This window comes from Streptomyces sp. NPDC059373 (assembly GCF_042751495.1).
In the GTDB taxonomy this organism is placed as follows: domain Bacteria; phylum Actinomycetota; class Actinomycetes; order Streptomycetales; family Streptomycetaceae; genus Actinacidiphila.
In genome coordinates, this window is sequence record NZ_JBHYXC010000061.1 from 1 (window position 1) to 17598 (window position 17598).

The window sequence follows — 17598 nt, forward strand, 5'->3', positions numbered from 1 at the left end:
GCAAGATCAACGAACTCCACCGGCCACTGCGGCCGGTACGCGACAACGACAACCGGTCTGTGCTCCCCGGGAAACGGCATGGCCCTGAACGCTACTGGACTTGATTGGGTGATGTCGGTGACGTTCGCCTGACAGCTGGTGCTGGAAGAGCATCTTCTTCGCGATGGCGCCCGTCGCCGCTGTCGGCGCCGCCCTCGTCGCCTGGAGCGTGCCGACTTCGCGCGATCCAGCCGCGCACAAGACCGACGGCCCGGGACTGGTGCTCTCGAGCGCGGCGATCGCGCTGCTGACCTACACGCTGATCGAGGCCCCTAAGTACGGTTGGAGCAGCGGCCGTACTCTCGCGGGCTTCGCAGTCGCAGCAGCGGTGTTCGCCGTATTCGTCGTCCGCGAGGCCACCGCCGCGGAGCCGATGCTCGATGTCAGCCTCTTCCGCAACCCTCGTTTCACCGCCGCCTGCGCCTCCGTCACCGTCACCTTCTTCGGGCTGTCCGGCTTCAGCTTCCTGATCACTCAGTATTTCCAGTTCTTCAAGGGTTACGGGCCGCTCTCCACGGGCGTCCGCCTGCTGCCGGTCGCGCTGTCCGTGGGAATCATGTCGGTGCTCGGCACCAAGTTCGCAGTGCGCTTCGGCACCAAGCAGGTCGTAACCGTCGGCCTGGTCTTTCTCGCCGGCTTCTTCGCATGGGTCTCCACCGCAAGCGTGACAACCAGCTACCTCGAGATCGTCGGCCAGATGCTGCTCGGCGGCAGCGGCGTGGGACTCGTCAGCGCACCCGCGACCGAGGCGATCATGGGGGTTGTGCCAAAGGCCAAAGCTGGCGTCGGCTCCGCTGTCAACGATGCCACCCGCCTGCTTGGAAGCACGCTCGGCGTCGCCGTGGTCGGCAGCGTTTTCGCCTCTATTTACAACAACCGACTGACCACGATGTTGCCCACGGAGCTGGCTCCGCCGCTCGCGCGCACCGCCCACGAATCCGTCGGCGGCGCACTCAACCTCGCCAATCACACTGGCCTGGGCGGCCACCCCGCACTCGCGAAGTCCGTCCACGCCGCAGTGTCCACGGCGTTCTTCGACGGCTTCAGCGTTGCCTGCCTCGTCGTCGCCGGCGTCAGCGTCGCAGGCGCGATTGTCACCCTGCTACTGCTGCCTGCCCATCCCGAAGCAGAGTTGGCCCCCGCCCTGGAGTCCCAATGACCGGGCCAGCCATTCGACGCACCATCGCCGGACGATCGAATGGTGGGCCCATGGCCGACCGTTCCACCGGAGATGCGCTGGCGGCGGTGTCCGCCGACGAACTGGCCCGATGACCCGACGGGCGGGCCTCGCCCCACGGGCGGGGCCTGCCCGTCGGACGCCACTCCACAACAGAACGACCGGCGTGCGCCGGTGGACACCTCAGGGGTAACCCCCGGGGTGCCTTGGGCGGTAACCCTCAGGGGAAGTCGGGGGTCACCCCGGTCGTTCGGTGGACGACCGGACCCCAGGTTCTGGAGTGGAATCGGAGCAGCGATTCAAACCCACCCCGGAGGCCCGCCGTGACCAGCAAGTCCCGCTCCCAGCAACGCTCGACGAAGCCGGCCGCCGCGGCGTTCGTGCGCTTCGTCGTGTGCGGCGGCGGCGTGGGCCTTGCCTCCAGTGGCGTGTTGCTGCTGCTGCACGGCAGCATGCCGATGGCCCTTGCCAACGCCCTGGTGACGGTGGTCTCCACGCTGGTCGCCACCGAGCTGCACGCGCGGGTCTCGTTCCGCAGCGGGCGCGGCGGCTGGGGGGTGCATCTGCAGTCGGCGCTGACCGTGGCCGTCAGCTACGCGTTCACCACCGCCGCATTGCTCGGGCTGTACGCGGTCCAGTCCGCGCGGTCCGCTCTGACCGAGCAGGCGGTGTATCTGTCGGCGTCCGGGCTCGCGGGCATTGCACGGTTCCTGGTGCTGCGGGCGGTCGTGTTCGCCGAGCGGCGGCCGCAGACGGCGAGCGCCGCGCCCTCGCTCGCCAAGGCCGCCGTCGCGATGACCGCGTAGCCGGCCTCGGGCTCCGAGTCCGTCCAACACGGTTAGGCTCCGGGACCGTCCCAGGGCATTGACGAAACTCGCGTCCCGCAGCGGCGGGTTTCAGCACCGTGGTAGCAGCTGAGAACGAACGACCAGAGGATGAATTGATGACTGACCGGCCCATGACGCTGATGGCAGTGCACGCTCACCCGGACGACGAGGCCACGGGGACCGGAGGGGTCCTGCGGCGTTACGCGACCGAGGGCATTCAGACGGTACTTGTCACGTGTACCGACGGCAGCTGTGGTGACGGGGCGGGCGGCGCGAAGCACGGTGAGCCCGGACATGATCCGGCCGCCGTCGTCTCGACGCGCCGAAAGGAACTCGAGGCGAGCTGCGAAGTCCTGGGGGTCACCCACCTTGAGCTGCTCGGCTACACCGACTCCGGCATGATGGGCTGGCCGGCCAACGACGCACCCGGGTCCTTCTGGAGTACTCCGGTGGAGGAAGCGGCGGCCCGGCTGGGCAAACTGATGGAGCTTTACCAGCCTGATGTGGTGGTGACCTACGACGAGAACGGCTTCTACGGCCACCCCGACCACATCCAGGCGAACCGGATCACCATGGCCGCGCTGCACAAGACCGGGATCGCGCGGAAGGTCTACTGGACAACGGTGCCGCGTTCGAAGTTCGGGCAGATCATGCGCGAGTTCGGCGACACGGACGAGCAGGGTCTGGATCCGCTCGGGGACGACGGGCCCTTGCCCGAAATCGGGCTTCCCGACGAAGAGATCACCACCTGGGTGGACACCACACCGTTCGCCAGCCAGAAGTTCGACGCTCTGGCCGCGCATGCGAGCCAGAGCGACAGCGCCTTCTTCCTGCGACTGGGCAAGGAGCGGTTCACGCAGCTGATGGGCGTGGAGACCTTCGTCCGGGTCCACGACACCACCGGCGCGGCCTTCCCGGAGAACGACCTGTTCGCCGGACTGCGCTGACCTCCCGCTCTCCCGGACCGCCCAGCACGGCGGTGCCCTGCGACGGCTGGAACCCCGACGCAGGGCACCGTTCCCGATTCCGGCAACCGGCATCCTTCGCCCGCACCATCGAGGGACCTCGACCAGGAGACGCCTATGAAGTCCCGTTGCCGCGCGAGTCTGAGGACGTGGGCTCAGGGGAACTCGAGGGATGTCGCACACCGGGGCGCCGCGTCGTAGCGGGCGGTGACGCATGCCATGCGCGTGCGCCCGGTCCGCTCCCGCCAGGGCAGCTGGGCCGAGGGCGGCTGCGTGCCGACCGGCGGGGGCGGGGCTGGGGTGCGCAGATCGGAGGGGACCGGCGTCACGCCGGTGGCGTCGAGGCTGAGGACCGGCAGCTCCTGCCCGCCGGGGCGGGCCCGGCCGCGCGGTGTGGGCGCGCTGCCGGCAGAAGCCGGGGACATCGCCGCCGCCTCGACGGCGATCTCCCGCTGAGCACACCGGGTCTGTTGGGGGTTGCCCCCCGGAGGGGCGGGTTCGGACGGGTGTTTCAGGCGAGGGCGAGGAAGAGCTTTTCGAGTTCGGCTTCGCTCATGGGAGGGGCGTCGCCGTCGGCGGTTGTCATGCACTGGCGCATGCCGCTGGCGACGATTTTGAAGCCGGCGCGGTCCAGGGCCCGGGAGACGGCGGCGAGTTGGGTAACGACGTCCTTGCAGTCGCGGCCTGCTTCGATCATGGCGATGACGCCGGCGAGCTGTCCCTGGGCGCGGCGCAGGCGGTTCAGAACGGCGGTGCTGGATTCTTCGTCGACCTTCACGGTGTGTGTCCTCCTGGTGGGCTGGTCCGGTCCGGGCGATCCGGTGCTGAGGGCGCGGTGCTGAGGGCGCGCCCCCTGGCTGCGGTGGGGCCCCGCGCGGCCGCCGGGCCGGGGGGCGTTTCGCGGGGCCCGCGGCGCCGCTCGGACGGGGCGTGGCTGTCCATCGTACCCCCTGGGGTATCGGTGGCCCCGGGTGCGGGCCCGGCGCCACCGGTGGCGGGGGAGGGGTCAGTCGTGGGAGAAGCGGATGTTGGGCAGGGCCTTGCGCAGCCAGGCGGGGCTCCACCAGGCGGCGCGGCCGGTGAGGCGGAGCAGGGCGGGGAGCAGGACGAGGCGGATGAGGAAGGCATCGAGGAGGACGGCGGTGCCCAGGACGATGCCCATCTCCTTGGGCGGGAGGGGGTCGGCGAGGGCGAAGGTGAAGAAGACGGCGACCATGACGCCGGCGGCGGCGAAGATGACGCGGCCGGAGTGCGCGAGGGCCCCGGTCATCGCATGTCGGGGGTCGCCGGTGTGCTCGAAGTGCTCCTTGGCGGAGGACAGGAGGAAGACGGTGTAGTCCATGGCGATGGCGAAGATCATCGCGAAGAAGAAGACCGGGCCCCATCCGTCGAGGAAGCCCTGCGGTTCGAAGCCGAGCAGCCCGGAGCCGTAGCCGTCCTGGAAGATCAGCCGGGCGACGCCGAAGGCGGCGGCGGTGGCGAGCAGGTTGGTGACCACGCCGAGGGCGGCGATCAGCGGGGCCTGGAGGGCGATCAGGAGCAGGACGAAGCCGAGGGCCAGGATGACGCCGATGACCAGCGGGGCCTTGTCGTCCAGGGCCTGCTTGAGGTCGAGGTTCTCCACGGCGGCTCCGCCGACCAGTGCCTGGTCGGGGAGTTCGGCCCGCAACTCCGCGACGGTGTCCTTCAGTGAGTCGTCGGACGGGTCGGCCGAGGGCATGGCCTGGATCAGGCTGTAGCGCGAGCCGTCGGCGGCGGGCTGGGCGGGCATGACGGCGGCGATGCCGTCGGCGGCGGCGAGGGTACGCGCGGTGGCCTGCGCCTGGGCGGTGGGTGTGACGATCTGGAGCATGCCGGGAGCGCCCTTGCCGAGGGCCTGCTGGGCGAGTTCGTAACCCTGCCGTGAGCTGTCGGCGGCGGGGACGACGGTGATGGACGGCATCGCGGTCTTCAGCCCGAACACCGGGACGGCGAGCGCGACCAGCACCAGGACGGCGGGCACGCCGTAGCGCAGCGGGTGACGCCACAGCTGCTCGCCCCAGGCGAGGAAGCGCGGGGAGTTGGTCTGGTCGGTACGGGTCCGGGGGAGGGCGAGCTTGTTGACGCGCGGGCCGAGTTTGCCCAGGACGGCCGGCAGCAGGGTCAAGGTGGCGGCGAGTACGAAGACGACGGAGAGCATGATGCCCACGGCCATGGTGCGTACCGCCGGGGCGGGCACCAGCATCACGGCGGACAGGCTGACGAGCACGGTCAGTCCGGACAGCAGGACGGCCTTGCCGGCGGTGTCCATGGTCTCTTCCACTGCGCGGCGTGGGTCGCCTTGGTGGGCGAGGGCGCCGCGGAAGCGGATGACGAGGAAGAGCGCGTAGTCGATGCCCAGGGCGAGGGCGAACATCAGGGCGAAGTCCATGGCCCAGATGGAGATCGGCGTGACATAGCTGATCAGCACCAGCGACCCGACGGAGGCGGCAAGGCCGGCCATGGTGAGCAGCAGGGGCAGGCCGGCGGCGACGAGCGAGCCGAAGGCGAGGACGAGGACGACCAGGGTGACCGGCCAGGACAGGATCTCGGCGTGGATCATCGCGTCGAGGTTGGCGGTGTTGAAGTCGCTCCACATGACGGACGCGCCGGTGGCCCGCACGGTGATCCCGTCGGTGGACAGCGCGCGCAGCGGATCCTTGAGGTCGTCGCTGGCGCGGACCATGTCGTCCGGGTTCGCCTTGGCGCCGCCGAGCAGCACGGCGGTCCTGCCGTCCCGGCTGATCGTCGCCCCGGCCTGGGGCTGGACGACCTCGGAGATCCGGTCGTCGGCGGTCAGCAGCTTGGTCGCCTTGGCCAGGACGGTCTGGACCGCGGGGTCGGTGACGGGCTTGTCGGCGTGGACGATGACCTGGATCGCGGTGGAGCCGGTACCACCGAAGTGCTGCTGGGCCAGTTCGCGGACCTTGACCGATTCCGAGCCGTTGCTCTGCCAGCCCGCGCCGGACAGTGCGGTGGTCACCTGCGGGGCGAAGGCGCCGAGCACGGCGACCACGATCACCCAGCCCGCCAGGACGGCCCTGAAGTGCGTGGCCGTCCAGTCACCGAGGCGTCCCAGCGGGCCGGGCGGAGCGGCGCTCTTCGGGGGCCGGTCGGCGCGCCCCGCCTCGGCGTGGGTTTGGTCGACGCTGGTCATGGTGGAGCCTCCTTGGAATACCCCGGGGGGTAATTTCTCGCGTTAAGGGTGAGGGTACCTGATACCCCCACCCGTATCCCCAACGGTCGGCCCTCGGGGGTTACAGCAGGGCATCGACAGCCATGAACAGGGCCACTGCCAGCAGCAATACAGCGAACACGCGTTGCAGGACGGGGCCGGAGACCTTCGCGGCCAGCCGCTTGCCGTCCCAGGCGCCGAGGATCGCGGCGGCGGTGAACGGGCCGACGACCGCCCAGTCCAGGCCGCCCGCGCCGCCCGCACGGGCGGTCAGGGCGGTGGCGGAGTTGGCGGTGATGACGAGCAGGCTGGTGCCGACCGCCACGCGCATGCGCAGGCCCACGACGGACACGAGCGTGGATGCGGCCAGGAACCCGCCGCCCACCCCCAGCAGCCCGGTCAGCGCCCCGAGCGCCGCACCGGCCCCGGCGGCCGCCGTCGGCCGGGCGGCGACCCGCTCCGGTGCGACAGCCCGGGCCGCCGGAACGTGTTCGACCTGTCCGCCGGCTCCAGGCTGCTCGGCCTGTCCGCCGGGCGGCCTTCGCCGGGCGCCGGGCGACGCCACCGGCTCCGGCGCAGGCTCGCGGGCGGAGTCCGGCCGATCAAGGGTCAGCATGCGCAGCGCGCCGATGGCCATGGTGAGCGCGGCCTGCGGCAGACGGGCCGACAATGCCCCGGCCGCAGCCGCCGGAAGGAGCCCCGCGCCCGCGAACAGCAGTCCGGTACGCCAGTGCACGTTCCCGGAGAGGGCGTGGGCGACCAGCGCGGTCGCGGAGGTGGCGGTGACGATGATCAGGCTTGCGGTGGTGGCACCGGCCGGGGTGAACCCCAGGAGATAGATCAGCGTGGGGACGGCCAGCACGCTGCCGCCTCCGCCCAGCGCGCCGAGCGCCAGACCGACCACCGCCCCCGCGACCAGCGCGAGGACGACGGCGTTCCCGCTAGGGTGCCGGGCTTGCCGCGCCCGTCCACAACCGGCAGCCCGGCCTGCTGTCAGGCGCTCATCCCTCCAGTGACGTCGACGACGTCCACCCTGCTGGGCGAGGGCCGAGGCCGCCCTGCGGGAACGGGCGCCGGAGCGGCAGATCACCACGACCGGCTTGCCCTGCGCGGCCTACGGCAGGACCGCGCCGGCGAGCAGGCTGGGGTCAGTGAAGAACGCGGATGCACTCCTCTCCAGCGGATGATTACCCCTGGGGGTATGTGCCTCACCGTAACATCGATACCCATGGGGGTATATTTGAGGGCGTGCGGGCGCCAGAGCGGTGTCCTGTCAACCAGCGCCCGTCCGTCAGGGAGGAACCCGTGAACTACGACCGCACCATCAGCCTGACCAGCGACTTCGCCACCACCGTCGAGGCCGTACGCGAAGCCCTCGCTGCCCAGGGCTTCGGCGTCCTGACCGAGATCGACGTCACCGTCACCCTCAAGTCCAAGCTCGGCCACGACATGGAGGACTACCTGATCCTCGGCGCCTGCAACCCGCCCCTGGCCCACCGCGCCCTCGACGCCGACCGCAGCATCGGTCTGCTCCTGCCCTGCAACGTCGTCGTACGCCGAGCGGGCGACCACACCCTCGTCCAGGCCCTCGACCCGAACACGATGGTCGCCCTCACCGGGCTGCCCGCCCTGCAGCCCGTCGCCGACGAGGCCGCCGCCCGCCTCGACGCGGCCCTCGCCGCCCTTGCCTGATGGCCTGGTTCATGGAAGGCACAGCCCGGTCGCGATCTGGGTGAGGCAGGTGGGGGCCGTGCGAGGCCGGACTGGTTGGCGATGACGGCGAGTCGGGCGCGGTCTCGGGCGCCCGGTTTCGTCATGGCGCGCCGACGACGAGTTGTTCGGCGGCCTCGTGGTCGCACTGCCCCTCGGCGGCTGGCGCCATGACCCCCGCTCGCGGGCCGTGAGGGTTTCGAGGAGTTCGGGCGGCGCCAGGTGGGCGCCGGGTTCGGGCGCGTTGAGGAAGCGGGCGATGAGCGCGCGGGTGGCCACCGGGGAGAGGAGGGCTTCGCCCCAGGCCACGGTACGGACGCCGGTCAGGAGTTCGTCGGCGCGCCCAACCGGCCACCGTCAGCGTGCTGCAGGTCCTGTACCACTTGTCGGACCGGCAGGCTGCAGAGGTGGCGCGCTGCCGGATCGACTTCACGTACGCCCTCGCCTTGCCCTTGGATGATTCCGGATCCACCGCAGCGTGCTGTGCGACTCCGTTGCCGGCTCGCCGGGGATGGCCGTGCCGACCTTCTGCTGGACCTCGCGCTGGAACGCCTGCGGGAAGCCGGGCAGGTCATGGAGCGGGGGCGCCAGCGCACCGATTCCACCCATATCCCGGCAGCCGTGCGTGATCTGACCCGCCGCGAACAATTCCAGTGGCTCACCTACTCCAACGCCCGCCGCCACAGCGCCCTGGGCTACCTCTCCCCGTGGAGTTCGAACAGCAGCACCACAAGCGGGCTGAACTCTCACTCGCAGCATGAACCGCCTTCGGGCCCCCGACCGTGGGCGCTGACGGTGCCGCCGAGCCGGGTGCTGAGCTGGTGGGCGATGGCAACTACGGCCCGCGTGGCCAGCCCGAATCTCCGATAGCGGGGCTACGCTCCGCGTTCCGACTCGGCTTCGGCTTCGGCGACAGCGACGGCGAAGCCGAGTGCCTCGGTGATGTGGGAGGCCGCCGACATCGCACGGGCAGTGCCCACGATTGGCGCGATCGCGACCAGGACGTCCTGCACCTGGGTCGGGGTCAGGTTGGCCTTGATGGCGGGGTCGACGTGGGCGAGGTAGGACATCGGCGGCGCGTCCATGGCGGCGAGCGCGGCGATACGGGTGAGGATGAGGGTGTCGGCAGGTAGGCCGCATCGCTCGATGGAGTCGAGGGTCATGGCGGTCAGGGTGTCGAGGACAGGAGTTTCGGATGATGCAGTCATGCGACCATCTCCTAGGGGTGTCCGGGAGCCGACGCGGCAGTGGCGGGGAAGCAAGGTTCTCCTGCGTTGGACCCACCTATCCGGCCCTAGGGACATTCCGTCTGACCTGCATCTCTCGATGCCCCTGGCACCGCGGTAGGGCAAGAGACCACGAGCAGTCGGAGGGTCGTACGAACTGGCCGTCGTGACGGACAGCAGCGGCTTCGTCGCCGCCGGGGTCGCCGGACTCGCCTGCGGGTTCGCCTCCCCGTGCCGCCGTTACCGGATCGGCGGCAAGGAGAGGCCCGGACCGCACGGCTGACTTCGCCGACACCGTTCCCGGTCAGCAGGGATGTGGCCGGGTTCGCTCTACTGAGACCGGGCGGCCGTTCCCGCCCGGCCGGCTGTGATGTCGAAGGTGACGTCCACGACGCCCACTACCGTCCGGACGAGGCCGGCCGCCAGCCACACCGTGGAGGTGTCGTGCACCATGGCCAGGCATGTCACGACTGCGGCTGCCTCCGGCGGCACGACCGGGCGGTGACCGCACAGTGTGCCTGACGGGGCCGCTGCCTGACTGTTCTGACCCTGCGCTGTGCGACCAGCCATTACGTGGTGGCACACGAGCCGGATGCCCTTCACCGGCCGCCCGGTAGACCGCGCACGTGGCAGCGACACCACGAACTGTTCGGGCCCGATGGTCCCGGGACATCGGACCTGTATGGCCCTCGCGGGTACCCCCGGAGACCGGGCAACGTAAAGGGCCTCAGCGGACCAACAAGAAGGAGGCAGACCATGGGTTCCCAAGGCACCGCACCCGCGCGGATCGTGGTCGGGGTCGACGGCTCGACGTCGTCCGAGGAAGCGCTGCGGTGGGCACTGCGCCAGGCCCGGCTGCTGGGCGGCACGGTGGACGCGGTGATCGCCTGGGAGTTCCCCGCGGCCTACGGCTTCGCCGCTCTGCCGGTGGACACCGACGTCGAAGCCGCCGCCGGCGCCGTTCTCGCCGAGGCGGTCGCAAAGGTCGCCAAGGACGAGCCGGGTGTCGAGATCCGCGAGAGCGTGAGCGTCGGGAACGCGGCGCGGGCCCTGCTCGACACAGCTCGCGGCGCCGAACTGCTGGTGGTGGGTAACCGGGGGCGTGGCGGGTTCACCGAGGCGCTGCTCGGCTCGGTGAGCCAGCACTGCGTGCATCATGCGACCTGCCCGGTGGTCGTCGTCCGCGATGGCGAGGGCTGACCATGGTGGAACGGGGCCGGCCGGCGGGTACCTGAGTGTGCGCGAGACGCCGGTGGCGATCGTGTTCTTCTATCGTGGACATGAGGCCTGACGGGACGCTTGTGCCTGGGAGCGCCCGGCCAGAGCCCGGTCCCGACGTGGCGAGCCCCTGAGGCCGGTGCGGCGGGCCAAGCGGCCGTCGCACGGAAGGGCAGCGCCGATGGGCCGGGAAGACGTACCGCGGCGGCCCGTAGCGGGCACTCCTGGGCTGCAGCGGCGTCGGGAGACCCGGCCAGACCGCGTCAGCGAGCAGCTCCTGGAACTGTCCCGCGCCCAGAGGAGGCTGCAGGCCCTGCTGGAAGCGGTGTTGGCCGTCAGTCGCGATCTGGAGCTGTCCGTGGTGCTGCGCCGGATCGTGAGCACCGCGATGGACCTGGTCGGCGCCCGCTACGGCGCCCTGGCCGTGCTCGACCAGCACGGCCAGGGACTGTCGCAGTTCATCCCCGTGGGCCTGACCGAGCACGAGGTCGCGGGCCTGTCGGGCGTGGAGTTCCCGCACGGTCGCGGCCTGCTGGGGCGTCTGATCCACGATCCGGCGCCGCTGCGGGTGGAGGCGATCTCCCACCACCCGGATTCCGTCGGTTTCCCGCCCGGCCACCCTCCGATGCGCACCCTGCTGGGGGTGGCCATCACCGTCCGTGGTCAGATCTACGGCAACCTGTATCTGTCCGAACGGCGCGACGGGCTGCCCTTCGACGTCCACGACGAGTCGGTCGTCGTCGCGCTCGCCGGCGCCGCCGGTGTCGCCATCGAACATGCCCGCCTCTACCAGCAGGTCCGCAGAAGCGCTGAGCAGTTCCAGCGCCTCCTCCTGCCCCAGCTGCCCGACCTGCGCCCCTTCCAGGCGGCGGCCGTCTACCGGCCCGCGGCCGCCCCAGGCCACCTGGGCGGAGACTGGTACGACGCCCTGCTGCTGCCCGACGGCGCCTGCGCCGTGGTCATCGGCGACGTCGTTGGCCACGACCTCAAGGCCGCGGCTGCCATGGCGCAGACCCGCAACATGCTGCGCGCCCTGCTTTACGACCGGCTCACCCCGCCCAGCGCGGTGCTCACCCAGCTTGACCGCACCCTCCACGCCATCACCGAGAATCCGGTCACCACCGCCTGCCTGGCCCGCATCGAACCAACCGGGCACGCCTGGACCCTGCACTGGAGCACCGCCGGCCACCCCCCGCCCCTCCTGCTCCTCCCCGACGGCCGGGTCCACTATCTGCACGGCGACCCCGGGGTGCCGCTGGGCGTGGATCCGGACCAGCACCGCCCCGACCACACCCACCCGCTACCCGGTGACGCCACCGTCGTGATGTTCACCGACGGCCTCGTCGAACACCCCGGCCGGCCCCTCGACGAAGGCCTGAACGCCCTCGCCGTCCTCGCCGCCACCCACGCCGGCCGGCCCCTGAACCAGTTGTGCCGGACCCTGGCCGACGAGCATCCCAGCGACGGCCACGACGACATGGCCATCCTCGCGCTGCGCACCCCCGGCCGGCCATGACGGATATACCGAACGATTTGGTCCCGTATCACCTGTCCTGCCGGCATGACACCGCGATCCTGCGCGCCGCGCTGGAGCTGCCGGCCGACGGTCGAACAGATCCTGTACACCCACGATGGCCGCAAGGAGCACACCCAGGTGGCCCCCGACGACCTCGTCTTCGTCACCAACGGTTCCATGACGGCGGGTTCACGCCTGGGTCGGACACCGCCGCGCCGGTGCTGGACGAATTCGGCTCGTCGGGCCACTGGCGGCTGTGGCAGTGGTGGCCAGGGGACGCGAGGACTTCGGCAACCCGCGCGTGTTCAACAAGACCATCAGGGACTCCACCTGGGAGTCCTTCACCGTGACCGCCAAGGACCCGCTCTTCTTCGAGCTGATGGAGTCCCTCAGCGGCCGCGAGGCCGGCCGGGGCGGCCTGATGACCTTCCCCACCTCCAGTTGGCTGCTCACCATCGTGCTCAACCACCAGCCGGTCTACCGCGGGCAGCCCGAGGACGTCACCGTCTGGTGGGACTAAGGTCTGCTCCCCGACAAGCCGGGGGACTACGTCGGCAAGCCGATGGCCGAGTGCACCGGGCAGGAGATCCTGCGCGAGGTCCTGCACCACCTGAAGTTCGACGAGCACTTGGAGCGCATCGCGGCCGGCTCCACCGTGGTGCCGTGCCTGATGCCGTACATCACCAGCCAGTTCCTGGTCCGCGAGCACGGCGACCGGCGCAGGTGGTGCCCAAGGGCTCCACGAACCTCGCCTTCATCGGCCGCCGCGGAGGAGCCCCCAGATCCGCCGAGGTCGCAGCTAGCGGACGGGCGATGAACACATGAAGCCGAGGGACCGCAGTCCCTGCGCCTGGCACGACCGGTCGGAGGCTCCGCCGACCTCGGTCTGAAGCAACTGGTGGGCGGCACCGGGGGTCTGTCCCAGCTCATAGCGGCCCGCCACAACAAGCGTCCAAATCGTCGGCTCCGGTGTTCCGGCATTACGCCGAAGTACTGCGGCAGGAGCGGGGCGGCACCGACGGCGTCCGGCCTGATTTCCCTGGGGCCCGCGCCCGCCACGCGGCCGTCTGCAACCGCAAGCAGCACCGGCACGACAGTGCCCGCCTGCATGCAGCCGTGGAGGAACGCGAAGCCGTCGGCGGCCATGCGCTGGGCGAAGTCGCCGAACGTACGCCGTACCCCCGCGAGGCAGTCGTCGAAGGCCTGCAAGGGCCATCGATTGGCGAAGACCATCGCGGCGAACTCCTCAGACCGGCGGCCGAAGCTGGTGTTGGTGACGAAGGCGGTCAGGTCGGCCCCGAAGTGGGCTTTGGCACCCAGGGGATCACGAACTCGCGGAGAGCGACGCTGCTGTGTGGTGTGCAGCGCCTGCAGTGATTGATCACCGCGCGGCCGTCGGGGAGGCGTGCGGTCATGTCGGGCTCGTTGTCGTCCGACATGTCGGTGAGACACCTCCCGTGCTGCTCGCCGTGAGGCTGGGGCCGGCGGCCCGGGCGTAGCGTCCGGCCTGATCGCGGCTGGGCAGTCCGACATCGTCCAAGGGACCGGTTTCCGGTACGGGCGCGAGAACCTGGGGTGCCGGGGAGCGCCTCGCCGTACCCCCTGTCGTCGTTTGATCTCAGCAGGAATTGCAAAAATCATCAATTCGCTACATGCTGTTGCTGCTGTGCCCGCAGGTAGCCGCGGGCACAGCAGCAAGCCGTGCACCCCAGACGGGGGCAGCGAGGAATAGGGGCTGGGGAACCGGTGTCGGTGCCGCTGTATCAGGCCAAGGCGGAGTTCTTCCGCATGCTCGGGCATCCAGTGCGGATCCGGGTGCTGGAGCTACTGCAGGAGGGGCCGATGCCGGTGCGGGAGCTGCTGGCGCGGATAGAGGTCGAGCCGTCGGCGCTGTCCCAGCAGTTGGCGGTGCTGCGCCGGTCGGGGATCGTGACCTCGAGCCGTGAGGGCTCGACAGTGGTGTACGCGCTGACCGGCGGGGACGTGGCGGAGCTGCTGCGGGCGGCGCGCCGGATCCTGACCGAGATGATCGCCGGGCAGAACGAGCTGCTGGCCGAGTTGCGGGAAGCCGAGGTCCTCTCCACGTGAGTTCCCTCCTCGATCGGGCCTGGGGTTCGGTACGTGACATGCTGCCGGCCCGCGCCGACCTCGCACTGATGGGCCGCACCCCCCGCCGGGACCTGCTGGCCGGGCTGACCGTGGCGATCGTGGCCCTGCCGCTCGCGCTGGGCTTCGGGATCTCCTCGGGCGCCGGGGCGGCCGCGGGGCTGGCCACGGCGGTGGTGGCAGGCGCCCTGGCGGCGGTGTTCGGCGGGTCCAATCTCCAGGTGTCGGGCCCGACCGGGGCGATGACCGTGGTCCTGGTGCCGATCGTCGCCCGCTACGGGACGGGCGGTGTGCTGGCAGTGGGGCTGCTGGCCGGGCTGATGATGGTCGGCCTGGCCTTCGCACGGGCCGGGCGGTACATGAGCTACGTCCCGGCCCCGGTGATCGAGGGCTTCACTCTGGGTATCGCGGGAGTGATCGGGCTGCAGCAGGTGCCCAGCGCGCTGGGCGTGCCGAAGCCGGAGGGCGAGAAGATTGTCGCCATCGCGTGGCGCGCGGTCGAGGAGTTCATACGGCAGCCGAACTGGACGGCCATCGGCCTGACTGCCGGGGTGGTCGTGCTGATGCTGGCCGGTACGCGCTGGAAGCCGACCGTGCCGTTCTCGCTGATCGCGGTGATCGCCGCGACGGTTGCCGCAAAGGCGCTGCATCTGGGCGCCACGACGATCGGTCACCTGCCGGCCGGGCTTCCCGCCCCGTCGCTGGCCTTCCTGCATCCGTCCGACGTGCCGTCGCTCCTGGCCCCGGCGGTCGCGGTGGCGGCGTTGGCCGCGCTGGAGTCGCTGATGTCGGCCGGCGCGGCCGACGCGATGAGCGTGGGGCAGCGCCACGACAGCAACAAGGAGCTGTTCGGGCAGGGCCTGGCCAACATCGCCGCCCCGCTGTTCGGTGGCGTCGCCGCCACCGGAGCGATCGCCCGCACCGCGGTCAACGTCCGCTCCGGCGCGAGCTCCCGGCTGGCCGCGCTCGCCCATGCCGCCGTGCTGGCGGTCATCGTCTTCGCCGCCGCCCCGCTGGTGGCCGGAATCCCGCTGGCTGCGCTGGCCGGGGTGCTGATCGCCACCGCGATCCGCATGGTCGAGGTCGGGTCGCTGCGGGCCATGGCCCGGGCCACCCGCTCAGACGCTGTCATCCTGGTGCTGACCGCGTCGGCCACACTCGCCCTGGACCTGGTCAAGGCGGTCCTGATCGGCATGGGCGTGGCCGGTGCCCTGGCCTTGCGGGCGGTGGCCAAGCAGGCCCGGCTCGACCAGGTCCCCCTCGACCGGGGCGACCACGGCGAGGAGGAGCATGCGCTGCTGGCCGAGCACATCGTCGCGTACCGGATCGACGGTCCGCTGTTCTTCGCCGCCGCGCACCGCTTCCTGCTGGAGCTGACCGAGGTCGCCGACGTACGGGTGGTCATCCTGCGGATGTCCCGTGTCAGCACGTTGGACGCCACCGGCGCCCTGGTGCTCAAGGACGCCATCGACAAGCTGAAGCGGCGCGGCATCACGGTCATGGCCTCCGGGATCAGGCCCGGCCAGCTGCGCACCCTGGACTCCCTCGGCGTGCTCGACACGCTGCGGGCCGACGGCCGGGTGTACGCCACCACACCGGACGCGATCCGGGCCGCCCGCACCCACCTGCACTGCGCCGGGGTCCTGCCGATCCTCCCCCTGCCTTCGGCGGGGGGACCCCCAGCCCAGGCACAGAGCAACGTTCCCGAGGAGGCAGCCCGATGACCACCCCTTCCCTCCGTCGCATGATCGAGGTCTCCGGCGCGGAGGCCCTGTGGCTGCTCGAAGGCGTCACCGGGGGTCGGCTGGTGTACGTTCAGCGGGACGTGCCGATGGTCCGCCCGGCCGTGCACGTGCTGGAATACGGCCGCCTGATCGTCCGCACCCCGGTCGCGGCCATGGCTCTGAGCGGGACGTCGGCCGTGGTGACCTATCACGCCGACCACGTCCACTCGGTGACCGGGCGCGGCTGGTCGGTCACCGCCACCGGACCCGCCGAGGTGATCACCGATCGGAACGAGGCGGCCCACTACCTGCGCACCCTGTCCGGCTGGGCGCACGGCCCGCACGACACGCTGCTGCGGGTCCGCCTGCGGAATGTGGACGGCTACCGGCTCGGCGACATCGCCGAGACCAGTACCCCGGCCCCCGGTGACATCAACGGCAGGCCGCGGACCAAGTGACCAATCACGCCGCCCTCAGGAATCGTCATACGCTGACGCTGCCGACGCAGCCTGCGTCGGTGGGGATGGCCCGCCGCACCGCTGAGTACGTCTACCCCTCCTGGGGCATCAACCCCGGACATCCGGTCTTCGGGCCGGCCTTGCTCATCCTCAGCGAGCTGGTCACCAACTGCGTCCGGCACGCCGCCGAGACGGCCCCCAGCCTGGATGTCATCTACGCCGCCGACGGTGGCGTACTGGCCTTCGGCGTTCACGACCGCCATCCGCATCAGCCCGACCTGATCAAGCTCGCCAACCCCGCCGGCGGTCTGGCCATGGTCGTCGAACTCACCGCCGAACTCGGCGGCACCGCCACACTCCGCCCCGACGCCGACCGCGGCGGCAAGAGCGTCTGGATCACCCTTCCCCTGCAGTAGCCCTGTCGAGACAGCACGCTGATGGGCACCGCGACCGCACCCGCGACCCCAGTGGCACCGCACCGCCCCGCCGACCTGGCGCCCTCGCCCCGACCACCCGGGCCCTGCCGGTGGGCCTTGCGGTCGTCCTGATCGGTTTCTTCAGCCTCGGCCGTACTTGTCAAGCACTTCACCGGCGACATGACGGCCGGAGCCGCGGTGGCACCTCCAATGCCGGGCAGCAGCGACACGTCCCCGGTCCGGAGTCGGCATCGTGGAGGGCTTGCGCGGCACCACCGCCACCCGCGTCGAAGTGGCCCCGCCGGGACACCGAGCCGGGTCAAGCCGGTCGATCCGTCCTTCTTCAACCGGCCCGCGCTGCCGGTCGGGCTCGCCGATACGATTGTGCCGGATTTCCCGCTGGCCAATAAGAGCTTCAATCTCTCCTACGCGGGCAACGACCCGTGACGGCCACTGACGGTTATTTATTGGCGTGCTGGCCCAAATAGAAGAGCATGATCACAAATCCCGCGAACAGGTGTGTCGCGAAAATGTAGATCATGACCCGCAGCAGCACCGCCCGCTGCTTGTACTTCTCGGTGCCCGCCCCGGTGCTCGCGGGCGCTTCGGCAGCGCCTTCCGCGGCCGCTTCGGCGTCGTCGCTCATGATGCGCCTCCCGTCATCTCGTTCTGCTGCAGCTCGGCCAGCAGGTCCTGCTGCCCGGCCAGCAGTTCGGTGAGGATGCGCCGGGCGGCCCGCATCAGCTCGGCCACATCGCCGCCCGCGAGCTCGTACATCACCGTCGAGCCGGTACGGGTGGCGGTGACAATGCCGGAGCGGCGCAGCACCGCCAGCTGCTGGGACAGATTCGACGGCTCGATCTCGATGGCGGCCAGCAGGTCCCGTACCGGCATCGGCCCGCCCTGCAGCAGCTCAAGGACCCGGATGCGCACCGGGTGCCCCAGCATCCGGAAGAACTCCGCCTTGGCCTGGTACAGCGGAACCTGCACCCCGATCAACTCCTGTCCGCAACGGTATCTGGT

At 70.7% G+C, this 17598-nt stretch carries 19 protein-coding genes and 4 pseudogenes; 14 read left to right on the forward strand and 9 right to left on the reverse strand.

The genetic code is table 11. From position 1 onward, the window contains the following. Positions 1-148 precede the first annotated feature (148 nt). From ACFXJ5_RS38465 to ACFXJ5_RS38475, 3 genes and pseudogenes are all read left to right on the forward strand, one after another. A pseudogene (locus ACFXJ5_RS38465) lies at positions 149-1198 on the forward strand (MFS transporter); the annotation flags it as partial. Between the two features lie 341 nt (positions 1199-1539). After that, complete coding sequence (locus ACFXJ5_RS38470; protein ID WP_384642261.1) at positions 1540-2022, forward strand: hypothetical protein; 483 nt, start codon at positions 1540-1542, stop codon at positions 2020-2022. Between the two features lie 137 nt (positions 2023-2159). Beyond that, a complete protein-coding gene (locus ACFXJ5_RS38475) occupies positions 2160-2990 on the forward strand; it encodes a PIG-L family deacetylase (protein WP_384642263.1) in 831 nt (276 codons plus the stop codon). A gap of 173 nt (positions 2991-3163) precedes the next feature. Here ACFXJ5_RS38475 and ACFXJ5_RS38480 read toward each other — a convergent pair whose 3' ends face one another. From ACFXJ5_RS38480 to ACFXJ5_RS38495, 4 genes are all read right to left on the reverse strand, one after another. Further along, entirely contained in the window at positions 3164-3433 is a 270-nt protein-coding gene (locus ACFXJ5_RS38480; protein ID WP_384642266.1) for a hypothetical protein, read from the reverse strand. A gap of 86 nt (positions 3434-3519) precedes the next feature. Continuing rightward, positions 3520-3786: a metal-sensitive transcriptional regulator gene (locus ACFXJ5_RS38485; RefSeq protein WP_384642268.1), complete on the reverse strand. Its 267-nt coding sequence runs from the start codon at positions 3784-3786 to the stop codon at positions 3520-3522. 228 nt (positions 3787-4014) lie between these two features. After that, the gene (locus tag ACFXJ5_RS38490; protein WP_384642271.1) at positions 4015-6183 is read right to left on the reverse strand and encodes an MMPL family transporter; all 2169 of its coding nucleotides are present in this window, start codon (positions 6181-6183) and stop codon (positions 4015-4017) included. Between the two features lie 100 nt (positions 6184-6283). Continuing rightward, entirely contained in the window at positions 6284-7105 is an 822-nt protein-coding gene (locus tag ACFXJ5_RS38495; RefSeq protein WP_384642274.1) for a sulfite exporter TauE/SafE family protein, read from the reverse strand. A 401-nt stretch (positions 7106-7506) separates the two neighbouring features. On the opposite strand from ACFXJ5_RS38495, the gene ACFXJ5_RS38500 reads away from it, so the two are divergent. Beyond that, positions 7507-7893 (forward strand): DUF302 domain-containing protein, encoded by a 387-nt coding sequence (locus tag ACFXJ5_RS38500; RefSeq protein ID WP_384642277.1) that lies wholly within the window; start codon positions 7507-7509, stop codon positions 7891-7893. 47 nt (positions 7894-7940) lie between these two features. On the opposite strand, the pseudogene ACFXJ5_RS38505 reads toward ACFXJ5_RS38500, so the two are convergent. Beyond that, positions 7941-8250 (reverse strand): annotated as a pseudogene (locus ACFXJ5_RS38505) (helix-turn-helix domain-containing protein); the annotation flags it as partial. A gap of 144 nt (positions 8251-8394) precedes the next feature. Between ACFXJ5_RS38505 and ACFXJ5_RS38510 the strand changes: the two are divergent. Further along, positions 8395-8781, forward strand: coding sequence for a hypothetical protein (locus ACFXJ5_RS38510; protein WP_384642280.1), 387 nt, complete (start codon positions 8395-8397; stop codon positions 8779-8781). A 5-nt stretch (positions 8782-8786) separates the two neighbouring features. Here ACFXJ5_RS38510 and ACFXJ5_RS38515 read toward each other — a convergent pair whose 3' ends face one another. Together ACFXJ5_RS38515 and ACFXJ5_RS38520 are read right to left on the reverse strand one after the other, a co-directional pair. Then, the gene (locus tag ACFXJ5_RS38515; RefSeq protein ID WP_384642283.1) at positions 8787-9119 is read right to left on the reverse strand and encodes a carboxymuconolactone decarboxylase family protein; all 333 of its coding nucleotides are present in this window, start codon (positions 9117-9119) and stop codon (positions 8787-8789) included. A 348-nt stretch (positions 9120-9467) separates the two neighbouring features. Further along, positions 9468-9590: a hypothetical protein gene (locus ACFXJ5_RS38520; RefSeq protein ID WP_384642286.1), complete on the reverse strand. Its 123-nt coding sequence runs from the start codon at positions 9588-9590 to the stop codon at positions 9468-9470. A gap of 303 nt (positions 9591-9893) precedes the next feature. On the opposite strand from ACFXJ5_RS38520, the gene ACFXJ5_RS38525 reads away from it, so the two are divergent. The 9 genes and pseudogenes from ACFXJ5_RS38525 (at position 9894) to ACFXJ5_RS38565 (ending at position 16575) form a co-directional block, all read left to right on the forward strand. Next, positions 9894-10337: a universal stress protein gene (locus ACFXJ5_RS38525; RefSeq protein WP_384642289.1), complete on the forward strand. Its 444-nt coding sequence runs from the start codon at positions 9894-9896 to the stop codon at positions 10335-10337. A 199-nt stretch (positions 10338-10536) separates the two neighbouring features. Continuing rightward, positions 10537-11871, forward strand: a complete 1335-nt coding sequence (locus ACFXJ5_RS38530) for a PP2C family protein-serine/threonine phosphatase (protein ID WP_384642291.1) — start codon at positions 10537-10539, stop codon at positions 11869-11871. Between the two features lie 45 nt (positions 11872-11916). Further along, positions 11917-12066 (forward strand): annotated as a pseudogene (locus ACFXJ5_RS38535) (oleate hydratase); the annotation flags it as partial. 106 nt (positions 12067-12172) lie between these two features. Continuing rightward, positions 12173-12688 (forward strand): annotated as a pseudogene (locus ACFXJ5_RS38540) (oleate hydratase). A gap of 152 nt (positions 12689-12840) precedes the next feature. After that, positions 12841-13248, forward strand: a complete 408-nt coding sequence (locus tag ACFXJ5_RS38545) for a hypothetical protein (protein WP_384642294.1) — start codon at positions 12841-12843, stop codon at positions 13246-13248. A 369-nt stretch (positions 13249-13617) separates the two neighbouring features. Continuing rightward, a complete protein-coding gene (locus ACFXJ5_RS38550; RefSeq protein WP_384642296.1) occupies positions 13618-13959 on the forward strand; it encodes an ArsR/SmtB family transcription factor in 342 nt (113 codons plus the stop codon). Further along, entirely contained in the window at positions 13956-15701 is a 1746-nt protein-coding gene (locus ACFXJ5_RS38555; protein WP_384642299.1) for a SulP family inorganic anion transporter, read from the forward strand. Before ACFXJ5_RS38550 ends, ACFXJ5_RS38555 begins: the two co-directional genes overlap by 4 nt. After that, positions 15698-16159 carry a pyridoxamine 5'-phosphate oxidase family protein gene (locus ACFXJ5_RS38560; protein ID WP_384642302.1) on the forward strand — a complete coding sequence of 154 codons (462 nt, stop codon included), beginning with the start codon at positions 15698-15700 and terminating at the stop codon, positions 16157-16159. Before ACFXJ5_RS38555 ends, ACFXJ5_RS38560 begins: the two co-directional genes overlap by 4 nt. 65 nt (positions 16160-16224) lie before the next feature. Next, the gene (locus ACFXJ5_RS38565) at positions 16225-16575 is read left to right on the forward strand and encodes an ATP-binding protein (protein WP_384642346.1); all 351 of its coding nucleotides are present in this window, start codon (positions 16225-16227) and stop codon (positions 16573-16575) included. Between the two features lie 460 nt (positions 16576-17035). Here ACFXJ5_RS38565 and ACFXJ5_RS38570 read toward each other — a convergent pair whose 3' ends face one another. Beyond that, on the reverse strand, positions 17036-17221 hold the full coding sequence (locus ACFXJ5_RS38570) for a DUF6126 family protein (protein WP_384642305.1): 186 nt from the start codon (positions 17219-17221) through the stop codon (positions 17036-17038). Then, on the reverse strand, positions 17218-17565 hold the full coding sequence (locus ACFXJ5_RS38575; RefSeq protein WP_384642308.1) for an ArsR/SmtB family transcription factor: 348 nt from the start codon (positions 17563-17565) through the stop codon (positions 17218-17220). The genes ACFXJ5_RS38570 and ACFXJ5_RS38575 overlap by 4 nt, the downstream gene beginning before the upstream one ends. Positions 17566-17598 lie beyond the last annotated feature (33 nt).

Bases quoted from the DNA above. Each gene is read 5' to 3' on its own strand.
- ACFXJ5_RS38475 (WP_384642263.1), top strand. From the start codon at position 2,160: ATGACTGACCGGCCCATGACGCTGATGGCAGTGCACGCTCACCCGGAC.
- ACFXJ5_RS38480 (WP_384642266.1), bottom strand. From the start codon at position 3,433: ATGTCCCCGGCTTCTGCCGGCAGCGCGCCCACACCGCGCGGCCGGGCC.
- ACFXJ5_RS38490 (WP_384642271.1), bottom strand. From the start codon at position 6,183: ATGACCAGCGTCGACCAAACCCACGCCGAGGCGGGGCGCGCCGACCGG.
- ACFXJ5_RS38515 (WP_384642283.1), bottom strand. From the start codon at position 9,119: ATGACTGCATCATCCGAAACTCCTGTCCTCGACACCCTGACCGCCATG.
- ACFXJ5_RS38520 (WP_384642286.1), bottom strand. From the start codon at position 9,590: ATGGTGCACGACACCTCCACGGTGTGGCTGGCGGCCGGCCTCGTCCGG.
- ACFXJ5_RS38525 (WP_384642289.1), top strand. From the start codon at position 9,894: ATGGGTTCCCAAGGCACCGCACCCGCGCGGATCGTGGTCGGGGTCGAC.
- ACFXJ5_RS38530 (WP_384642291.1), top strand. From the start codon at position 10,537: ATGGGCCGGGAAGACGTACCGCGGCGGCCCGTAGCGGGCACTCCTGGG.
- ACFXJ5_RS38560 (WP_384642302.1), top strand. From the start codon at position 15,698: ATGACCACCCCTTCCCTCCGTCGCATGATCGAGGTCTCCGGCGCGGAG.
- ACFXJ5_RS38565 (WP_384642346.1), top strand. From the start codon at position 16,225: ATGGCCCGCCGCACCGCTGAGTACGTCTACCCCTCCTGGGGCATCAAC.
- ACFXJ5_RS38570 (WP_384642305.1), bottom strand. From the start codon at position 17,221: ATGAGCGACGACGCCGAAGCGGCCGCGGAAGGCGCTGCCGAAGCGCCC.